We start from the raw sequence: 17,835 nt of genomic DNA on the forward strand, positions 1-17,835 counted from the left end.
GCGCTTGCTCCTGTCGAGATAAGTGGAATGCGAAAGCATGCCGGGCCGCATCGGCCGCCCGGCTCGTTCATGCGTGCCGCGCGAGCGCATCGGCGTCCGGCGCCGGTGCGGCCTGTGCGGCGTCGAGCGGATCGTCGAGATCGCGGTTCAGCGTTTCGGGCATCCGCGACGTCGTGAACAGCGTGATCAGCGTCAGCAGCACCAGGTACGCGGCGATCGGCACCCACGCGCGCACGCCGGCCGTGTGGTCACCGCCGTGCAGCGCGATCACGGTCGCGATGATCATTGCGCCGACGAGCGGCGCAATCCCGCCCGCGAGCACGGCCGACACTTCGCGCGAGAACGACACGCCCATGTAGCGATGGCGCGCGCCGAACAGTTCGGGCAGCAGCGCGGCCTGCGCGCCGAGCATCCCCCAGTTCGCGAAGCCCTGCGCGACCGAGATCGCGATCACGCTCGCGACCACGTTCCCCTGGCTGAAGATCCACCACACCGGGAACGCGAGCGCGAGTTGCAGCCACGCGAACGTGCGGTACACGCGCACACGGCCGAAACGGTCGCTGAGCCGGCCCGCCAGCGGCACCGTACACGCGCCGACGGTCGCCGCGCACACCAGCGCGAGCGCGCCGATCGGCCCCTTCATCCCGATCACGCCCGCGAGATAGCTGACGGCGAGCGCCTGGTAGATCGACGAGCCGCCGTTCTCGGCCATCCGCAGGCCGATGCCGATCAGCAACGAGCGCTTCGAATGCTGCACGGCGCTCTTCAGCGGATTCGCCAGCACCTGCGCGCGCTTCTCGAGCCGCACGAAGGTCGGCGACTCGTGCAACCGCACGCGCATGTAGATCCCGACCGCGACGATCACCGCGCTGAACAGGAACGGCACGCGCCAGCCCCAGCCGTCCGTTACGCGGTCGAGGTTCGCGAGCAGCAGGAAATAGACGGCGGCCGCGAGCACCGTGCCGAGCTGGATGCCGAGAAACGGCAGCGACGCATAGAAGCCGCGCTTGCCCGGCGGCGCGTATTCGGTCATCAGCACCGCGGCGCCGGCCTGCTCCGCGCCGGCGCCGAGGCCCTGCAGGATGCGCAGCAGGATCAGCAGCGCCGGGGCCCAATAGCCTGCCGTCTCGAAGGTCGGCAGCACGCCGATCAGCGTGCTCGCGACGCCCATCAGCAGCACCGTCGCCGTCAGCACGAACTTGCGGCCGATCCGGTCGCCGAGCACGCCGAACACGACGCCGCCGAGCGGGCGCACCGCGAAGCCGACGAAGTAGGTGCCGAAGCTCGCGATCATCCGCATCTCGGCGGTCTGCGCGGGAAAGAACAGTGGCCCGAAGACCAGCGCCGAAGCGAGCGTGTACAACGCGAAATCGTAGTATTCGAGCGCGCTGCCGAGCGAGCAGGTCCATGCCGCGCGGTTGAGCTGCTTCGTGTCGACGCCGCGGCGCTCGACGGTCTCGCCCGGCGCACCGGACCCTGCATCGTGCCGCGCGGGCGGCGGGGAAATGCGATCCATCGTTGTCTCCTGTCTCCTGCCTTCCGTTCCGGAACCCGGCCGCGACTCGCGCGACCGGGACATCGGCCCGCTCGTGCGGCGGGCTCTTCTGGGAATTCGGATGCCGGCCGCAGCCGGCGCAACGGCGCGCTCGCGCCGCCGCTCAGACGGCGCTGGTCAGGCCGCCGTCGACGAACAGCGTCTGGCCGTTCACGAAATCGGACGCGGCCGACGCGAGGAAGATCGCCGCGCCGCACAGCTCGTCGACGCGCCCCCAGCGGCCGGCCGGCGTGCGCTTGCACAGCCAGTCCGAGAACGCTGCGTCGTCGACCAGCGCGCGGTTGAGTTCGGTTTCGAAATAGCCGGGCGCGAGGCCGTTCGCCTGGATGCCGTGGCGTGCCCAGTCGGCGCACATCCCTTTCGTCAGCATCCGCACCGCGCCCTTGGTCGCCGCATACGGGGCGATCGTCGGCCGCGCGAGCTCGCTCTGCACCGAGCAGATGTTGATGATCTTCCCGCGGCCGCGCGCGATCATGTGCCGCGCGACGGCCTGCGCGACGTTGAACACGCCGTCGAGGTTCACGCGCATCAGCGCCTGCCAGTCGTCCGGTTCGAATGTGTCGAGCGGCGCGCGGCGCTGGATGCCCGCGTTGTTCACGAGGATGTCGATCGCGCCGACGCGCGCCTCGAAATCGTCGATTGCCGCGCGCACCTGCGCGTGCTCGGCGACGTCGAATACCGCGTAGTCGGCTGTGAAACCTTCCTCGCGCAGGTGCCGCACGAGCGTCGCAGCCTTCTCCTCATTGCGATCGTTGATGACGATCGCCGCTCCGGCTTCGGCCAGCCCGCGGGCGAGCGTCAGCCCGATCCCGCGTCCGGAACCGGTAATCAGTGCGCGGCGGCCGTCGAGGCGGAACCGTTCAAGCGCGTTGGTCATGGATGTCTCCTCGTGCCAGTCGAGCCGGCGGCCCATCGCGGCCGGTCTCGCGTTGACGGTATCTTCGGCCGCCGGCCGGGCCCCGCGCCAATGGTCTTTTTTGATCCGGTTATCATGAAACCTGATTACCGCCCACGGGTGCCCGCCGACCATGGAACTCAAGCAATTGCGCGCCTTCGTCACGCTCGCGGAAGAGCTGCATTTCGGGCGCGCCGCCCAGCGCCTGTTCATCGTGCAGCCCGCGCTGAGCATGCAGATCAAGGCACTCGAGGAAGAACTCGGTGCGCGCCTGTTCGAGCGCGACCGGCACAAGGTCGAACTGAGCGATACGGGGCGCGTGTTCCTGCCCGAGGCACGCGCCACGCTGCAGCAGGCCGCGCGCGCGGAGCAGATGGCGCGGCTGTCGAGCCGCGGCGAGATCGGCACGCTGCGGATTGCGTTCGTGTCGTCGGTGCTGCCCGTGCTGCTGCCGGCCGTGCTGCGCACGATGCGCGAGCGCTATCCGCTGATCACGCTGGAGCTGAAGGACATGCCGACGCCCGACCAGATCGCCGCGCTGCGCGACCGGCGGATCGATTTCGGGATGATCCGGCTGCCGGCCGCGTATGCGGGCATCGACACATGTGTGGTGCTCGAGGAAGGCTTCGTCGTCGCGCTGCCGCTCGACCATCCGCTGGCCGCGCACGACGCAATTTCACCGGCCGCGCTGCGCGGCCAGCCGGCGTTCGTGCTCGCGCGCCGCTACGCGCCGGGCTTTCACGACGACATGCTGCTCGCGCTGAGCCGCGCGGGCACGACGCTCGAGATTGCGCAGGAGTTCGGGGAGTTCACGACGATGCTCGCGCTCGTCGCGGCGGGAATGGGGATCGGGCTGATTCCGGCGGAAGCCGCGAGCGCGCTGCCGCCGAACGTGCTCGCGCGGCCACTCGACCTGGCCGGGCACCGCACCGGCATCGGCCTCGCGTGGACCGATCTCGACAGCCCGCTGAAGCGCGCATTCGTCGCCGCGCTCGAGCAGGTGACGGCAGCGTCAATGCAATAACAACAGGCAACAAAAAAGCCCGGCCGAAAAACCCGGCCGGGCTCGTTCGCTGCGCACGCCGCCTTGCGGCGGCCGCGCAACGTGCGGGATTACTTCGCGTTCGCGAATGCGACAGCCGTATCCAGCATGCGGTTCGAGAAACCCCACTCGTTGTCGTACCAGCTCGACACCTTCACGAGGCGGCCCGACACCTTGGTCAGCGTTGCGTCGAACGTCGACGAAGCCGGGTTGTGGTTGAAGTCGATCGACACCAGCGGTGCTTCGTTGTAGCCGAGGATGCCCTTCAGCGCGCCTTCCGATGCTTCCTTCATGATCGCGTTGACTTCCTCGACCGTCGTGTCGCGCTTCGCGATGAACGACAGGTCGACGATCGACACGTTGATCGTCGGGACGCGGATCGCGTAACCGTCGAGCTTGCCGTTCAGTTCCGGCAGCACGAGGCCGACGGCGGAAGCCGCGCCCGTCTTCGTCGGGATCTGGCTGTGCGTGGCCGAACGCGCGCGGCGCAGGTCTTCGTGATAGACGTCCGTCAGCACCTGGTCGTTCGTGTACGCGTGGATCGTCGTCATCAGGCCGGTTTCGAGGCCGATCTTGTCGTTCAGCGGCTTGACGAGCGGCGCGAGGCAGTTCGTCGTGCACGATGCGTTCGAGATGACGGTGTGCTCGGCCTTCAGCACGTTGTGGTTCACGCCGTAGACGATCGTCGCGTCGACGTCCTTGCCGCCCGGCGCCGAGATGATGACCTTCTTCGCGCCGCCCTTCAGGTGCGCACTCGCCTTTTCCTTCGTCGTGAAGAAGCCCGTGCATTCCATCACGACATCGACGCCCAGCTCGCCCCACGGCAGTTCGGCCGGGTTGCGGTTCGCCAGCACGCGGATCTTGTCGCCGTTCACGACGAGGTAATCGCCGTCGACCGACACTTCGCCCGGGAACTTGCCGTGCGCGGTGTCGTACTGGGTCAGGTGCGCGTTGGTCTTCGCATCGCCCAGGTCGTTGATCGCGACGATCTCGAGATCGTGCTTCTTGCCGTTTTCATAAAACGCGCGCAGCGTGTTGCGGCCGATACGGCCGTAGCCGTTGATTGCGACGCGAATCGTCATGGTCTATCTCCTGATGGCTGAAAAAATTCGTTTCGTGCAGCTTCACGGTGCGACGCGCGCGAGGGGTGGCGCGCGTCGCGAATGCTTTTAGGCCAGTACGGCCTTGGCGGTCTCGACGACGTGCTCGACGGTAAAGCCGAAGTACTTGAACAGCACGCCGGCCGGTGCCGATTCGCCGAACGTGTCGATCCCGACGACGCCGCCTTCGAGGCCGACGTACTTGTGCCAGAACGCGGTCACGCCCGCTTCGATCGCGACGCGGCGCACGCCATGCGGCAGCACGCGTTCACGGTATTCGGCGTCCTGGCGGTCGAACACGTTGGTCGACGGCATCGACACGACGCGTGCCGCGATGCCTTGCTGCGCGAGCGGCTCGACGGCCTTCATCGCGAGTTCGACTTCCGAGCCCGTCGCGATCAGGATGATCTTGCGCGCGACGATCTCTTCGTCCCAGTCCTTCAGCACGTAACCGCCCTTCTCGATGTTCGCGATCTGCGAGTCGGTACGCGGGTTGAACGCGAGGTTCTGGCGGCTGAAGATCAGGCTCGACGGACGGTCGGCTGCGATCGCGTGGGTCCAAGCGACGGCCGTCTCGACCGTATCGGCCGGACGCCACACGTCGTGGTTCGGGATCAGGCGCAGGCTCGACACGTGCTCGATCGACTGGTGCGTCGGGCCGTCTTCGCCGAGGCCGATCGAATCGTGCGTGAACACGAAGATCGACGGCACCTTCATCAGCGCGGCCACGCGCAGCGCGTTGCGGCTGTAGTCGGAGAACGTCAGGAACGTACCGCCGAACGGCTTGTGGCCGCCGTGCAGCGCGAGGCCGTTGATCGCGGCGCTCATGCCGAATTCGCGCACGCCGTAGTTGATGTGGTTACCCAGCTGGACGCCCGGGCCTTCCGGATTCGCACGGACGGCCTTCGATGCCTTCCAGTTGGTCAGGTTCGAGCCGGTCAGGTCGGCCGAGCCGCCGAGCAGTTCCGGCAGTGCAGCGGCCAGGCCTTCGATCGCCTGCTGCGACGCCTTGCGGGTCGCCACCGTCTCGCCGCGCTCGTTCGCGCCGGCGATGATCGCCGCCGCCTTCTGCGCCCAGTCGGCCGGCAGCTGGTTAGCCATCCGGCGCTCGAATTCGGCGGCTTCTGCCGGGAACTTCGCGCGATATGCGGCGAACGTCGCGTCCCATTCGGTCTCGGCGCGCTTGCCGGCTTCCTTCGCATCCCATGCCGCGTAGACTTCCTGCGGAATCACGAACGGCGCCCAGGTCCAGCCGAGCGCTTCGCGCGTCTTCGCGATTTCTTCCGCGCCGAGCGCCGCGCCGTGCACGTCGTGGCCGCCGGCCTTGGTCGCCGCGCCCTGGCCAATCACCGTCTTGCAGCAGATCATCGTCGGCTTGTCCGACAGCTTCGCCTTCGCGATGGCCGCGTCGACCGCGTCGACGTCATGGCCGTTCACGTTCGGGATCACGTTCCAGCCGTAGGCTTCGAAACGCTTCGGGGTATCGTCGTGGAACCAGTTCACGACGTCGCCGTCGATCGAGATGCCGTTGTCGTCGTACAGCGCGATCAGCTTGTTCAGCTTCAGCGTGCCGGCGAGCGAGCAGGCTTCGTGCGAGATGCCTTCCATCAGGCAGCCGTCGCCGAGGAACACGTACGTGTGGTGATCGACGATCTTCGCGCCGTCACGGTTGAACTCGTCGGCCATCAGCGCTTCGCCGAGCGCCATGCCGACCGCGTTCGCGAGACCCTGGCCGAGCGGGCCGGTGGTCGTCTCGACGCCCGGCGTGATGCCGTATTCCGGGTGACCCGGCGTCTTCGAGTGCAGCTGGCGGAAGTTCTTCAGCTCTTCGATCGGCAGGTCGTAGCCGGTCAGGTGCAGCAGCGAGTACAGCAGCATCGAGCCATGGCCGTTCGACAGCACGAAGCGGTCGCGGTCCGCCCAGTGCGGATTCGTCGGGTTGTGCTTCAGGTGGCGCGACCAGAGCGCGACGCCGATTTCGGCCATGCCCATCGGCATGCCGGGGTGGCCGGAGTTCGCTTGCTGGACGGCGTCCATTGCGAGCGCACGGATCGCGTTGGCCATCAGGGTGGTGGAGGCGGGAGACGAAGTCGTCATGTCGAGTCCGAAGAACGAGTCGAGGAAACGGGGGCACGGCGGCATCCGGAAGCTCGAGCGTCAATCGTTCCCGGCGCGCGGTGCGGCGCCTGACGGACGCGAAGCGGACGGAGCCTACGGACGGGGCTGCAAAGCTCGTCATTTTAACAGATGGGCTGACATTTCCCTTGTCGGCGAGTAGTGTTCCGGCACGGTTTTCCGTCAAACCGCCCGCCTCCTATAATTCAGACGTCGGAACTCCTTGCCCTGGCGGCCCGCCCGTGAGCACGACCCTTCTCTTTCATCCCACGCCCGACGCCGCGTACGGCTTCCCGAACGCCCGTCGGCTCGCGCACGTCGCGTCGCCGCATCAGCACATCGAAGTCTGGGAAACCCCGCAGCTCGGCCGGCTGTTTACGCTGGACGGCCGGCCGATGACGTCGGTCGGCGACGAGTACGTCTATCACGAGTGCATGACGCACCCGGCCGCGCTCGCGCACCCGTCGCCGAAGAAGGCGCTCGTGCTCGGCGGCGGCGACGGCGGCGCGGCACGCCAGTTGCTCAAGCATGCGTGCATCGAGCGGATCGTGATTGCGGAACTCGACGACGAGGTGGTCGGGATGGCGCGGCGTTATCTCGACGACGTGCACCAGGGCGCGCTCGACGACCCGCGCGTCGAGGTCGTGATTGGCGACGCCGCGCATTTCGTCGAGTCGACCGTCGAGCATTTCGATCTCGTCGTGTTCGACCTCACCCCGCCCGATTCCCCGGCAGCCGGCCTCTATACACGCGCGTTCTACGCGCGGCTCAAGCGGATCCTGACGCCGTGCGGCGCGATCTCGATGCACCTCGGCTCGCCGGTGTTCCACGCGGCGCGCATCGCCGCGCTGCTCGACGACCTGCGCGCGAGCTTCGCGGTCGTCGATCCGTTGTCCGCGCACGTGCCGCTGTACGGCTCGCAGTGGCTGATGGCGATCGCGAGCGACACGCTCGACGCGGCCGCGCTGTTCGCACACGACATCGACGAACGGCTCGAGGCCCGCCGCGTCCACGGCCTGCGCTACTACGATGCGCGGCTGCATGCGTCCCTCTTTGCCCTGCCGTGCGCGCTGCGCGATACACTGGGCGTTCGCCGCTGAGCGTCAGGGCGGCCGCATCGCTCCGTTTTTCCATCGCGTCTTCGCAGGATTCGTGATGCGCAGCACCGGGGCGACACGCCCCGGACGTCGTGCCGCTCCCTGAATCAACGCCGAAGCATGGAATCAGCGCAAGCGCCGAAGCGCCAACACAGGAGATTTTCATGACCGATCCACGTCCGGCCAACGTGCCTTGGTTGACGCCCTACCTGGCCGTACGCAACGCGCGCACGACCATCGATTTCTTCAAGGCCGCATTCGGCTTCGAGCTGCGCGACGTGCACGACGAGGACGGCGCGATCATGCACGTCGAGATGGTCTACCGCGGCCAGCTGATCGTGATGTTCGCGCCCGAGGGCGCGTTCGGCTCGACCGCGCTCACGCCGAAGCGGGCGAACGCCACCGCGCCGCAATCGTTCTACCTGTATGTCGACGACGTCGACGCCACCTGGCAGCGCGCGCTCGACGCGGGCGCGAAATCGCTGAGCCCGCCGCAGGATCAGTTCTGGGGCGACCGGTTCGCGCAGATCGAGGATCTCGACGGCTACCGATGGGCGCTCGGGCGCCGTCTCGACGCATGACCCCAACCGCTACACGCATGAACGAAGCCACCACCACTGCGGCCGTGCCGCGCTTTTTCGTCGACGCGGCACTGCGCGCCGACGCCACCCTCGCGTTGCCGGCCGATGTCGCGCGCCACGTGCAGGTGCTGCGCCTGCAGCCCGGCGACGTGCTCGCGCTGTTCGACGGCACCGGCGGCCAGTATCGCGCGCGGCTCGTCGAGATCGACAAGCGCAGCGCGCTCGCGCAGATCGACACGTTCGAACCGGCCGAGGCCGAGCCGCCCTATCGCGTGACGCTCGCGCAAGGCATCGCCGGCGGCGACAAGATGGACTGGGTGATCGAGAAAGCCGTCGAGCTCGGCGTTGCGGCGGTCGTGCCGCTGTCGACCGCGCGCGGCGTCGTGAAGCTGTCCGGCGAGCGCGCGGACAAGCGCGTCGCGCACTGGCGCGGCGTCGTGCGCGCGTCGTGCGAGCAATGCGGACGCAACCGCGTGCCCGACGTCGCACCGGTAGCCGGCTTCAACGCGTGGCTCGATGCACTGCCGGCCGCCCCGGCCGACGGCGAGCTGCGGCTGCTGCTGTCGCCGCGCGCGAGCATCCCGTTCGCGTCGTTGCCCGACGCGCCGCCGGCGGCCACCATCACGCTGCTGATCGGACCGGAAGGCGGGCTGTCGCCCGACGAGGAAAACGCGGCCCGCGCACGTGGGTTCACCGCGCTGTCGCTCGGGCCCCGCGTGCTGCGCACCGAGACGGCCGGTGCGGCCGTGCTCGCCGCGCTCGCCGCGCGCTGGGGCGGGTGGTGATGGCTATACGCGGCCGGGCACGCGCCGCGGCATGACGTCGGCGCACGGCGACGCGTGTCAGCGCGCCGCGTTCAACGGCTCGATGTCGATGACGGGGGAAGTCTGGAGCGCCGATGCCAGCGCGTCGAGGTTGTCCGCGTCGAGCGAGAGCGCCGGCGCGGAGATCCGCAGCTTCCGGGCCGGCGGCGTCGCCCGGATCGCCTTGATCAGCGGACCGCGATAGCGCAGGTTCATCATCATCTGCACCGCCTGCACGATGCTGATCGGCCGGCCGTCATGCTGAAACGTGGCCGCATCCACCGTGTCGTTCCAGCCCTGGATGAAGCCGCCGGCGTCGATCCGCGTGTTCAGGTCGATCCATCGCTGCTTCTTCGCGTCCGCACCGTCGTCCGACGCCCGCAGCGCGTCGGACGCGCGGCTCACGTCGGCATCGTGCTTCGCGCGCCACGCCATGTAACCGAGCGCGAACACCATGTTGTCCGGCAGGATGTCGTCGTCCTGCACGTCGTCGAACAACCGTCGCGGCGCCTGGTTCGCGACGAACGCCGGCGTCAGGATCCACACGCTCCCGTTGCGCAACGCGCCGGTCGTCCTGCCGAGCGCGGGCTCGCCGCTGTCGACCGCCACGCGCGTCAACAGACCGGCGTCGACCAGCTCGTCCAGTTGCACCGCCAGCGCCGGCGACGTGTGAATCGCGCCGGCCACGGCTGCATACTGGCCTGGCGTCGAGCGCGTGCGCAGATCGGCCAGCAGCCGCTCGACGGCCGCGTGCGCGGCCGGCGAACCCGGCAGCGGAGTCGGTTCGGCGGCGCTCGCCCCCGCCTCGGCCGCTCCGCACACCGAAACAACCACCGCGGCAACCAGCATCCCTCGTGTGAGGATCCTCATCGTTCACTCCCCGTTCGAATGCGCGGCACGCCGGCCAGGTGCAGCGGCCGCGATCGAGTCGCTTACTTGTCGGCTTCGCCGTCCGCCGAGCCGATCGGACCCAGCAGTGCATCAACCAGCGGCGACAGCACGTCACCCGGAGAACCCGTGAGCCAGCCCTTCTCGTTCGTGCCGTAGAGGTCGACCTGCCCCGTCACGGTGCGGCCCATCGGGGCCTCGTCGTAGACGCGCGCCATACCCGAGAGAAATGCGGCGAGGAAGGCCGTGCGGGCCTTGTCGGTCTTGAGGCTCGGGTTGCCCAGCTTCTCCTTCAGCGCCTTCACGCCGGGCTCCACGTCCACGACACGGCACGAAAAATCGACCGTCGCGATGGATTCGCCCTCCACATACTCGTTCGGCTTCTGCGTCGAACCGGTCGCCTTGCATTCGGAACGGGCCAGCACATGCTGATACGACGTGATCGACGCGCTGACCGGTGCGCGCAACGTCGCACGCGACCTGGCCGGCATCTTCGACAGCAGCGCGGCGACCATGTTGTCGCGCATCGTGTCGCCGAGCTTGGGGATGGCCGCCACGTCGAGCGCGTCCTTGCCCTCGTAGCGCGTGCGCATGGCATCGTTGAACTGCACCGCCTTGGCAACATCGCCGTTGACGAAGGTACCGAGATACAGATCGGTGGTCTGCTCGGGCGTCAGCACCGCCGCGTGCGCGGCACCGGCCGCGACGAGCGCGGACAGCACGGCCGCACGCGTGGCGCGGAGCAACGGAAAACGCGCGCGGCGGCGCGCAGGAAGGGAAACGTTCATCGGTCGGGTCATGTCGGTGTCGAATCGATCGGGCCGGCGCGGCGGCCTCATTGCTGGCTGGCGGCGATCGCCGCGACAACCGGGCCGGACAGCGCGTCGACGACGGGCTTCATCAGGCTTTCGGGGCTGTCGGTCGTCCAGCCCTTGCTGTCCGAACCGACCATCTCCACCTGTCCCGTGATGCGCCGGCTGACCGGTGCGTCGTTGAACGCGCGCGCCAGGCCCGTGAACATCGTTTTGGCCGCCGCGAAGCGCTGCGGGTCGGTTTTCGCGGCCGCGCGCGCTTTCATGGCCTCGTCGCCCGGCGGCGTGACGTCGGCCACCTTGCACTCGAAACTGACCGTGGCGCGTTCCCGCCCCTTCCCGCCTGCGCCCGGCGTGCGCTTTACACCGGTGGCGTTGCATTGCGAGCGCCGCAACGCGCCCGTGTACGCGACCAGCATCGAGTCGAGCGACGGCGCCAGCGCCTCGCGCCCGGATTCCGACAGCGACGCCATCACCTGCCCGAGCATCTGTTCACGCATGTCGCCGTACATGTCGGCCGGCAGCATCATGTTCCCGGCATCCTTCGGATCGGCGCTCGCCCGCACCGAGTCGTTGAATTGCTCGACCTTGCCCGCGTCGTTGTTGACGATGGCGCCCAGATAAATGTCGACGGTCTGTTCGGGTGTGAGCGACGCGGCCTGCACGGCCAGCGGGATGCCGAACGACAGGGTGCACGCGGCCAGCGCGTGCACGAGCGGACGGCACGCACGGGCGGGCGCCGCGAATCGGGTAGCGGTCATGGGATTACGGCCCTCTCTCGAATGATTGGTGTTGTGCGCCCGGGGCGGCGGGCTGCGGCCGGGCTGACCGATTGTCGCGGAAAAAGGTGCGCGATGAAAGGCTTATGTCGGGCCGGAGGCTGCGCGCGCATCACGCGCGGACGCAAAAAAGCCCGCTCGAAGCGGGCTTTTGACGGGTGTTCGCCGGATCGGCCGCTGGCCGACGCGCGCTTACGCGAACGAGTAGAACACGCGGAACGCGACCTTGCGCTCGGCCCAGAACTCGGCCGCCTCGCGGAACACGTCGAGCAGCGTCTCGCGCCCTTCCTTGTCGAACTTCTGCGCGATCGGCAGCCCTTCGAGGACGATCACGAAACCGGGCTGCGCACCGGCCTTCGCGACGAGATCGGTCAGGGAGTCGTACAGCGCATCGTAGTTCTTCCCGAAATGCTTCGGGAACAGAAACGACGTCGCGATCGTTTCCATCACTTCCTGCTTCGACTGCGCGGCGCCGCAATAGGCGTACAGAAAATGCTGGCCGAGCCGGCCGGCTTCGTCGGCAAGATCCTGCACGCGGAACGCGCGGATCGACTGCACGAGATTGGGTCGCACGGTCGTGAAAAGGCTCATAGGCTCCTCGTTCGATGAAAGCCCGGGCTCGGCTTCCTGTTGCGCCGGCGCGCCGACAGCCTGCGCCGCCGCGTGAAGCTGGATCACGCGCTGAAACAGATTGCCGTCGCCGGCTGCGAACAGTTCCGCCGCCGCCGTTTCGTGCGCGTAGATGGAGTCGCTCATGCCATTCGTCCCGAAGTCATTCAACAATACGTTTAAAACTGTTGTAGTGGTCGCCCGTGTAATAACAGTTGTCGATCCGGCGCAATGGCCCGCCACAGACGATCCGGCGCGCACCGCGATTGCGGGCACGCGGCGTCGGTACCGTGTACTCATGGTAGTAGCCGCGCTTCGCTTTTGGCAGGATCCGCTCGCGGTTGCCAAACACGACGCCGTCTTTCTCGTACGGGTAGGGGCCGCCGGCGCCGATCAGGCCCAGCGTGGTCACGGCCTCGCGCGGAAGACGGGCGGTCGGAATCGTATCGAGCCCGCTCGCCGCGACGTCGGCCGGAACGGCCTCCCGTGCGTAAGCGGCGGAAACCAGACTGCCCGTCGGCGTGCCGACGATACCCATCGCGAACATCGCGAAGACGGACGCGAGCGCGCCGTTGCGGAGCCACTTGCGTGCCATGAACCAGGGTTCCCGCTGTTAAATCAAGTAGTTGACGACCAACAAAGGCGTTAGCGTAGCGTTATTGGCCGCGCGAATCAATGTCCGTTTGGGAATCGAAAGCGTCGTGATACCCGGAATTGCGCATTTTTTACCTAAATCGCACTACATTTATCTTACATGAGATAAAATACGGGCGGCATCTCTCGAATGGCAAGACCTGCCTCCTTGCCGCGCTCGCTACCAGGAGTGGAGAGATGCTGCTGTTGCCTTGAGGGAAGCGCGTTTGCGCCCTGCCCGCGGCGTGCCCATTGCGGGCACGCCTCTTTTTGCGTTTGTTTACAATTTCGCCCGACGCGCCACGCCGGTTCGACCGGCCTGGCGCGTTCGTTTTGGTTCAGCGCGTGGCGTTCACGTCGGCGACCAGCAGCGCCGCCATGTTGACGATGCGGCGAACGGTCGCCGATTCGGTCAGCACGTGCACCGGCTGCGCAGCGCCCAGCAGGATCGGCCCGATCGCGATGTTGTTGCCCGCGGCCGTCTTCAGCAGGTTGTACGCGATGTTGGCGGCGTCGATGTTCGGCAGGATCAGCAGGTTCGCTTCGCCTTCCAGCGTCGATTCCGGCAGGATTTCCTTGCGCAGCGCCGCGTCGAGCGCGACATCGCCGTGCATCTCGCCGTCGACCTTCAGCTCCGGCGCACGTTCCTGCAGGATCGCGAGCGTATCGCGCATCTTCTTCGCCGAAGGTGCGTTGCTCGTGCCGAAATTCGAGTGCGACAGCAGCGCGACCTTGGGCTCGATGCCGAAGCGGCGCACTTCTTCCGCGGCCATGATCGTGATCTCGGCCAGCTCTTCCGGGGTCGGATCGACGTTCACGTGCGTATCGACGAGGAAAATCTGGCGGCCCGGCAGCACGAGGCCGTTCATCGCCGCGTACACGCTGCAGCCCGGGCGCTTGCCGATCACCTGGTCGATGAAGTGCAGGTGGCGGTGCGTGGTGCTGATCGTGCCGCAGATCATCCCGTCCGCTTCACCCTTCTTCACCAGCATCGCGCCGATCAGCGTGGTGCGGCGGCGCATCTCGACGCGCGCGAGCTGTTCGCTGATGCCCTTGCGCGCCATCAGCTTGTAGTACGTCTGCCAGAAGTCGCGGTAGCGCTCGTCGTGCTCGGTGTTGACGACCGTGAAGTCGACGCCCGGATTCAGGCGCAGGCCGTAGCGCTGGATACGGTGCTCGATCACCGACGGGCGGCCGATCAGGATCGGCGTCGCGAGTTTTTCGTCGACGATGATCTGAACGGCACGCAACACGCGCTCTTCTTCGCCTTCCGCGAATACCACGCGCTTCTTCTCTTCCGGCGCGGCGCGCGCGATCTGGAAGATCGGCTTCATCGTCGTGCCGCTGTGGTACACGAACTGCTGCAGGTGGACGCGGTACGCCTCCATGTCCTCGATCGGGCGCGTCGCGACGCCGCCGTCCATCGCGGCCTGCGCGACGGCCGGCGCGATCTTCACGATCAGGCGCGGATCGAACGGCTTCGGGATCAGGTATTCGGGCCCGAACGACAGGTCCTGGATGCCGTATGCGGTCGCGACGATGTCGCTCTGCTCGTGCTGCGCGAGCTCGGCGATCGCGTTGACGGCCGCGATCTCCATTTCACGCGTGATCGTCGTCGCGCCGACGTCGAGCGCGCCGCGGAAGATGAACGGGAAGCACAGGACGTTGTTGACCTGATTCGGGTAGTCGGTGCGGCCGGTCGCGAGAATCGCGTCGGGGCGCACTTCGAGCGCCGCTTCCGGCAGGATTTCCGGCGTCGGGTTTGCAAGCGCGAGGATCAGCGGGCGCTCCGCCATGCCCTTCACCATCTCCGGCTTCAGCACGCCGGCAGCCGACAGGCCGAGGAAGATGTCCGCGCCGTCGATCACCTCGGCCAGCGTGCGGGCTTCGGTTTCGCGGGCGAAACGCTCCTTGTCCGGATCCATCAGCTCGGTGCGGCCCTTGTAGACCACGCCGGCCAGGTCGGTCACCGTGATGTTCTCGAGCGGCAGGCCGATGTCGACCAGCAGGTCGAGACACGCGAGCGCGGCAGCACCTGCGCCGGACGCCACGAGCTTGACCTTCTTGATGTCCTTGTTGACGACCTTCAGCCCGTTCGTGACGGCCGCGGCCACGACGATCGCGGTGCCGTGCTGGTCGTCGTGGAACACCGGAATCTTCATCCGCTTGCGGCACTCGCGCTCAACGATGAAGCAATCGGGCGCCTTGATGTCTTCCAGGTTGATCCCGCCGAAGGTCGGCTCCAGCGCGGCGATCACGTCGACGAGCTTGTGCGGGTCCGACTCGTTCAGCTCGATGTCGAACACGTCGATGCCAGCGAACTTCTTGAACAGCACGGCCTTGCCTTCCATCACCGGCTTCGACGCGAGCGGGCCGATGTTGCCGAGACCGAGCACCGCCGTGCCGTTCGTGACGACGCCGACCAGGTTGCTGCGCGCGGTGAAGCGCGCCGCGTTGAGCGGATTCTCGACGATCTCCTCGCACGCGTACGCCACACCCGGCGAATACGCGAGCGCGAGGTCGCGCTGGTTGATCATCTGCTTGGTCGGGGCGATCGCGATTTTCCCGGGGGTCGGGAATTCGTGATAGTCGAGCGCGGCTTCGCGGAGCTTGGCTTTGGAGGAGGCTTGAGTAGACATGTGTCTCGTGGCGGGCGGATTAGAATAACTCTTCGACGGCATTGTAGCGCCAATCATCGGCCGCCAGACCGGCGATTCGGGTGCAACAGCCGCGACAAAAATGGTCCGAACGGTGCAGGAACGCAGCCGCTCGCCTCGTACAATGCCGTTCCTTCAATCGTTTCGGATTACCCGCCGTGCCAGCCGCCCTTTCCGAGTTTTCGCTGATCGAACGCTTCTTCACGCGCCGTGCCGCGCAGGGCGCCCGCGCGTCGACACTCGGCATCGGCGACGATTGCGCGCTGATCACGCCTCGAACCGGGAAATTGCTGGCCATTTCGACGGACATGCTGGTGGAGGGCCGCCACTTCTTCCCCGATGTCGCGCCCGACGCGCTCGGCCACAAGACGCTCGCGGTCAACCTGTCCGACCTCGCGGCAATGGGCGCCGAGCCGCGCGCCTTCACGCTCGCGTGCGCGCTGCCGCGCGCCGACGCGGCGTGGCTCGAGGCCTTCAGCAACGGGCTGTTCGCGCTCGCCGAGCGCTACGGTTGCGAGCTGATCGGCGGCGACACGACGAGCGGCCCGCTGAACCTGTGCGTGACCGTATTCGGCGAAGTCGCGCCCGACGCGGCGCTGCGCCGCGACGCCGCGCGCGACGGCGACGACGTGTGGGTGTCCGGCACACTCGGCGATGCGCGCGCGGGCCTCGGCGTCGCGCGCGGCGAATGGGCGGCCGGCGCGGACGAAGCGGCCGCGTTCCGGCGTGCGCTCGAGCGGCCCGAACCGCGCATCGCGCTCGGCCTGGCGCTTGCCGGCGTCGCGCACGCGGCGCTCGACCTTTCCGACGGTCTCGCCGGAGATCTGCAGCACATCCTGACCCGCTCGAACGTGCGCGCCGAAATCGACGCCGACGCGGTGCCGCGCTCGGCCGCGCTCGTGACGCTGCCGCCCGACGTGCAGCGCCGCTGCACACTGGCGGGCGGCGACGACTACGAACTGTGCTTCACCGCGCCGGCCGCGGCCCGCGCGGCGGTCGAAGCGGCCGGCGCGACGGCCGGGGTGCCGGTCACGCGAATCGGTACAATACGCGCGTTGTCCGCGTTGTCCGCGTTGTCCGCGCCGTCCGCGCCGTCCGCGCCGTCCGCGCAACCCGCGATCACGTGGCACGACGCCGCCGGCGCGCCCCTCGCTCTCACGTTGCACGGCTTCGACCACTTCCATGCAGACTGACCCGACGCCCGCGCACGCCGCGGCCGAGACCGGCGCCGCACCCGATGCGCCGCAGCGCGCGACCGCGCGCTTCATGCTGTCGCACCCGGCGCATATCGTGTCGCTCGGCTTCGGCAGCGGGCTCGCGCCGATCATGCCCGGCACGTTCGGCTCACTGTTCGGCTGGCTCAGTTTCGTCTTGCTCAACCGCTACCTGACGGTGCCCGAATGGTGGGCGCTGATCGCGGTCGGCTTCGTGGCGGGCACGTGGATCACCGGTTTCACCGCGAAGAAGATGGGCACGTCCGATCCGGGCGCCGTCGTCTGGGACGAGATCGTCGCGATCTGGCTCGTGATGCTGTTCGTCACGCCCGCGACCTTCATCGGCCAGCTGTGGGCGTTCGTCGCGTTCCGCTGCTTCGACATGCTCAAGCCGCCACCGATCCGCTATGTCGAGCGCCGCCTCAAAGGCGGGCTCGGCATCATGGTCGACGACCTGGTCGCCGCGTTCATGACGCTGCTCGTGATCGCCCTGTGGCGCTCCGTCGTCGGCTGACCGATTTCCCGACTCCCGTTTCCCGACGCGCATGCCAACCGATTCCGTCGTCCATCAGCTTGCGATCCGCGCAGGCAACAAGCTGCGTGACGAGCACCTCACGCTTGCCACCGCCGAATCCTGCACCGGCGGCATGATCGCCGCCGCGATCACCGACATTTCCGGCAGCAGCCAGTGGTTCGAGCGCGGCTTCGTCACGTACTCGAACCAGGCCAAGATCGAGATGATCGGCGTGCCGCCCGACCTGATCGACAAGCACGGCGCCGTCAGCGAGCCCGTCGCGCGCGCGATGGCCGAAGGCGCGCTGCGCAACAGCCGCGCGCAGGTCGCGCTGTCCGTCACGGGCATTGCGGGCCCGGCCGGCGGCAGCGAAAAGAAGCCGGTCGGCACCGTGTCGTTCGGCTGGAGCAACCGGCTGCATACCGACGTCGAGACGCTCGTGTTCAAGGGCGACCGCGACCAGATCCGCACGCAGGCAGCCGCGCATGCGCTGCGCGGGCTGCTAAAGCTGCTCGACGAACGCGAGGGCTGATCGGGCCGG

At 67.7% G+C, this 17,835-nt stretch carries 17 protein-coding genes; 7 read left to right on the forward strand and 10 right to left on the reverse strand.

Going from position 1 to position 17,835, the window contains the following annotated elements; all coding sequences use genetic code 11:
* Window positions 1–67: 67 nt before the first annotated feature.
* Together HAV18_RS34500 and HAV18_RS34505 are read right to left on the reverse strand one after the other, a co-directional pair.
* Entirely contained in the window at window positions 68–1,516 is a 1,449-nt protein-coding gene (locus HAV18_RS34500) for an MFS transporter (protein ID WP_166964843.1), read from the reverse strand.
* Window positions 1,517–1,658: 142 nt separating this feature from the next.
* Window positions 1,659–2,432, reverse strand: coding sequence for an SDR family NAD(P)-dependent oxidoreductase (locus HAV18_RS34505; RefSeq protein WP_166964845.1), 774 nt, complete (start codon window positions 2,430–2,432; stop codon window positions 1,659–1,661).
* Window positions 2,433–2,583: 151 nt separating this feature from the next.
* On the opposite strand from HAV18_RS34505, the gene HAV18_RS34510 reads away from it, so the two are divergent.
* Window positions 2,584–3,474: a LysR family transcriptional regulator gene (locus HAV18_RS34510; protein ID WP_166964847.1), complete on the forward strand. Its 891-nt coding sequence runs from the start codon at window positions 2,584–2,586 to the stop codon at window positions 3,472–3,474.
* Between the two features lie 89 nt (window positions 3,475–3,563).
* Here the strand turns inward: HAV18_RS34510 and gap are convergent, their stop codons facing one another.
* Together gap and tkt are read right to left on the reverse strand one after the other, a co-directional pair.
* Window positions 3,564–4,574, reverse strand: a complete 1,011-nt coding sequence (gene gap / locus HAV18_RS34515) for a type I glyceraldehyde-3-phosphate dehydrogenase (RefSeq protein ID WP_166964849.1) — start codon at window positions 4,572–4,574, stop codon at window positions 3,564–3,566.
* 87 nt (window positions 4,575–4,661) lie between these two features.
* Window positions 4,662–6,734: a transketolase gene (gene tkt, locus HAV18_RS34520; RefSeq protein WP_166964851.1), complete on the reverse strand. Its 2,073-nt coding sequence runs from the start codon at window positions 6,732–6,734 to the stop codon at window positions 4,662–4,664.
* 215 nt (window positions 6,735–6,949) lie between these two features.
* Here tkt and speE point away from each other — a divergent pair, with 215 nt between their 5' ends.
* The 3 genes from speE to HAV18_RS34535 all read left to right on the forward strand — a co-directional run bounded on the left by speE (window position 6,950) and on the right by HAV18_RS34535 (window position 9,170).
* Window positions 6,950–7,807: a polyamine aminopropyltransferase gene (speE, locus tag HAV18_RS34525; protein ID WP_166964853.1), complete on the forward strand. Its 858-nt coding sequence runs from the start codon at window positions 6,950–6,952 to the stop codon at window positions 7,805–7,807.
* 161 nt (window positions 7,808–7,968) lie between these two features.
* A complete protein-coding gene (locus HAV18_RS34530; RefSeq protein WP_166964855.1) occupies window positions 7,969–8,385 on the forward strand; it encodes a glyoxalase/bleomycin resistance/extradiol dioxygenase family protein in 417 nt (138 codons plus the stop codon).
* A 17-nt stretch (window positions 8,386–8,402) separates the two neighbouring features.
* Complete coding sequence (locus HAV18_RS34535) at window positions 8,403–9,170, forward strand: 16S rRNA (uracil(1498)-N(3))-methyltransferase (RefSeq protein ID WP_166964857.1); 768 nt, start codon at window positions 8,403–8,405, stop codon at window positions 9,168–9,170.
* A gap of 57 nt (window positions 9,171–9,227) precedes the next feature.
* Here the strand turns inward: HAV18_RS34535 and HAV18_RS34540 are convergent, their stop codons facing one another.
* From HAV18_RS34540 to HAV18_RS34565, 6 genes are all read right to left on the reverse strand, one after another.
* Window positions 9,228–10,058: a hypothetical protein gene (locus HAV18_RS34540; RefSeq protein WP_166964859.1), complete on the reverse strand. Its 831-nt coding sequence runs from the start codon at window positions 10,056–10,058 to the stop codon at window positions 9,228–9,230.
* Window positions 10,059–10,120: 62 nt separating this feature from the next.
* Entirely contained in the window at window positions 10,121–10,876 is a 756-nt protein-coding gene (locus tag HAV18_RS34545; protein WP_243771823.1) for a hypothetical protein, read from the reverse strand.
* A 35-nt stretch (window positions 10,877–10,911) separates the two neighbouring features.
* On the reverse strand, window positions 10,912–11,649 hold the full coding sequence (locus tag HAV18_RS34550) for a hypothetical protein (RefSeq protein ID WP_166964861.1): 738 nt from the start codon (window positions 11,647–11,649) through the stop codon (window positions 10,912–10,914).
* 210 nt (window positions 11,650–11,859) lie between these two features.
* Complete coding sequence (locus HAV18_RS34555) at window positions 11,860–12,423, reverse strand: barstar family protein (protein ID WP_166964863.1); 564 nt, start codon at window positions 12,421–12,423, stop codon at window positions 11,860–11,862.
* Between the two features lie 16 nt (window positions 12,424–12,439).
* The gene (locus HAV18_RS34560) at window positions 12,440–12,871 is read right to left on the reverse strand and encodes a ribonuclease domain-containing protein (RefSeq protein WP_031398890.1); all 432 of its coding nucleotides are present in this window, start codon (window positions 12,869–12,871) and stop codon (window positions 12,440–12,442) included.
* A gap of 376 nt (window positions 12,872–13,247) precedes the next feature.
* Complete coding sequence (locus HAV18_RS34565) at window positions 13,248–15,590, reverse strand: NADP-dependent malic enzyme (RefSeq protein WP_279573967.1); 2,343 nt, start codon at window positions 15,588–15,590, stop codon at window positions 13,248–13,250.
* A gap of 134 nt (window positions 15,591–15,724) precedes the next feature.
* On the opposite strand from HAV18_RS34565, the gene thiL reads away from it, so the two are divergent.
* Genes thiL through HAV18_RS34580 form a run of 3 tightly spaced genes read left to right on the forward strand, consistent with a single transcriptional unit; the run spans window position 15,725 to window position 17,826 of the window.
* Complete coding sequence (thiL, locus tag HAV18_RS34570; protein WP_166964867.1) at window positions 15,725–16,759, forward strand: thiamine-phosphate kinase; 1,035 nt, start codon at window positions 15,725–15,727, stop codon at window positions 16,757–16,759.
* Window positions 16,749–17,294, forward strand: a complete 546-nt coding sequence (locus HAV18_RS34575; RefSeq protein WP_166964869.1) for a phosphatidylglycerophosphatase A — start codon at window positions 16,749–16,751, stop codon at window positions 17,292–17,294. Before thiL ends, HAV18_RS34575 begins: the two co-directional genes overlap by 11 nt.
* 31 nt (window positions 17,295–17,325) lie before the next feature.
* Window positions 17,326–17,826 (forward strand): CinA family protein, encoded by a 501-nt coding sequence (locus HAV18_RS34580; protein WP_039352991.1) that lies wholly within the window; start codon window positions 17,326–17,328, stop codon window positions 17,824–17,826.
* The last annotated feature ends 9 nt before the right edge of the window (window positions 17,827–17,835 follow it).

The organism is Burkholderia sp. D-99 (assembly GCF_011605345.1).
GTDB lineage: Bacteria > Pseudomonadota > Gammaproteobacteria > Burkholderiales > Burkholderiaceae > Burkholderia.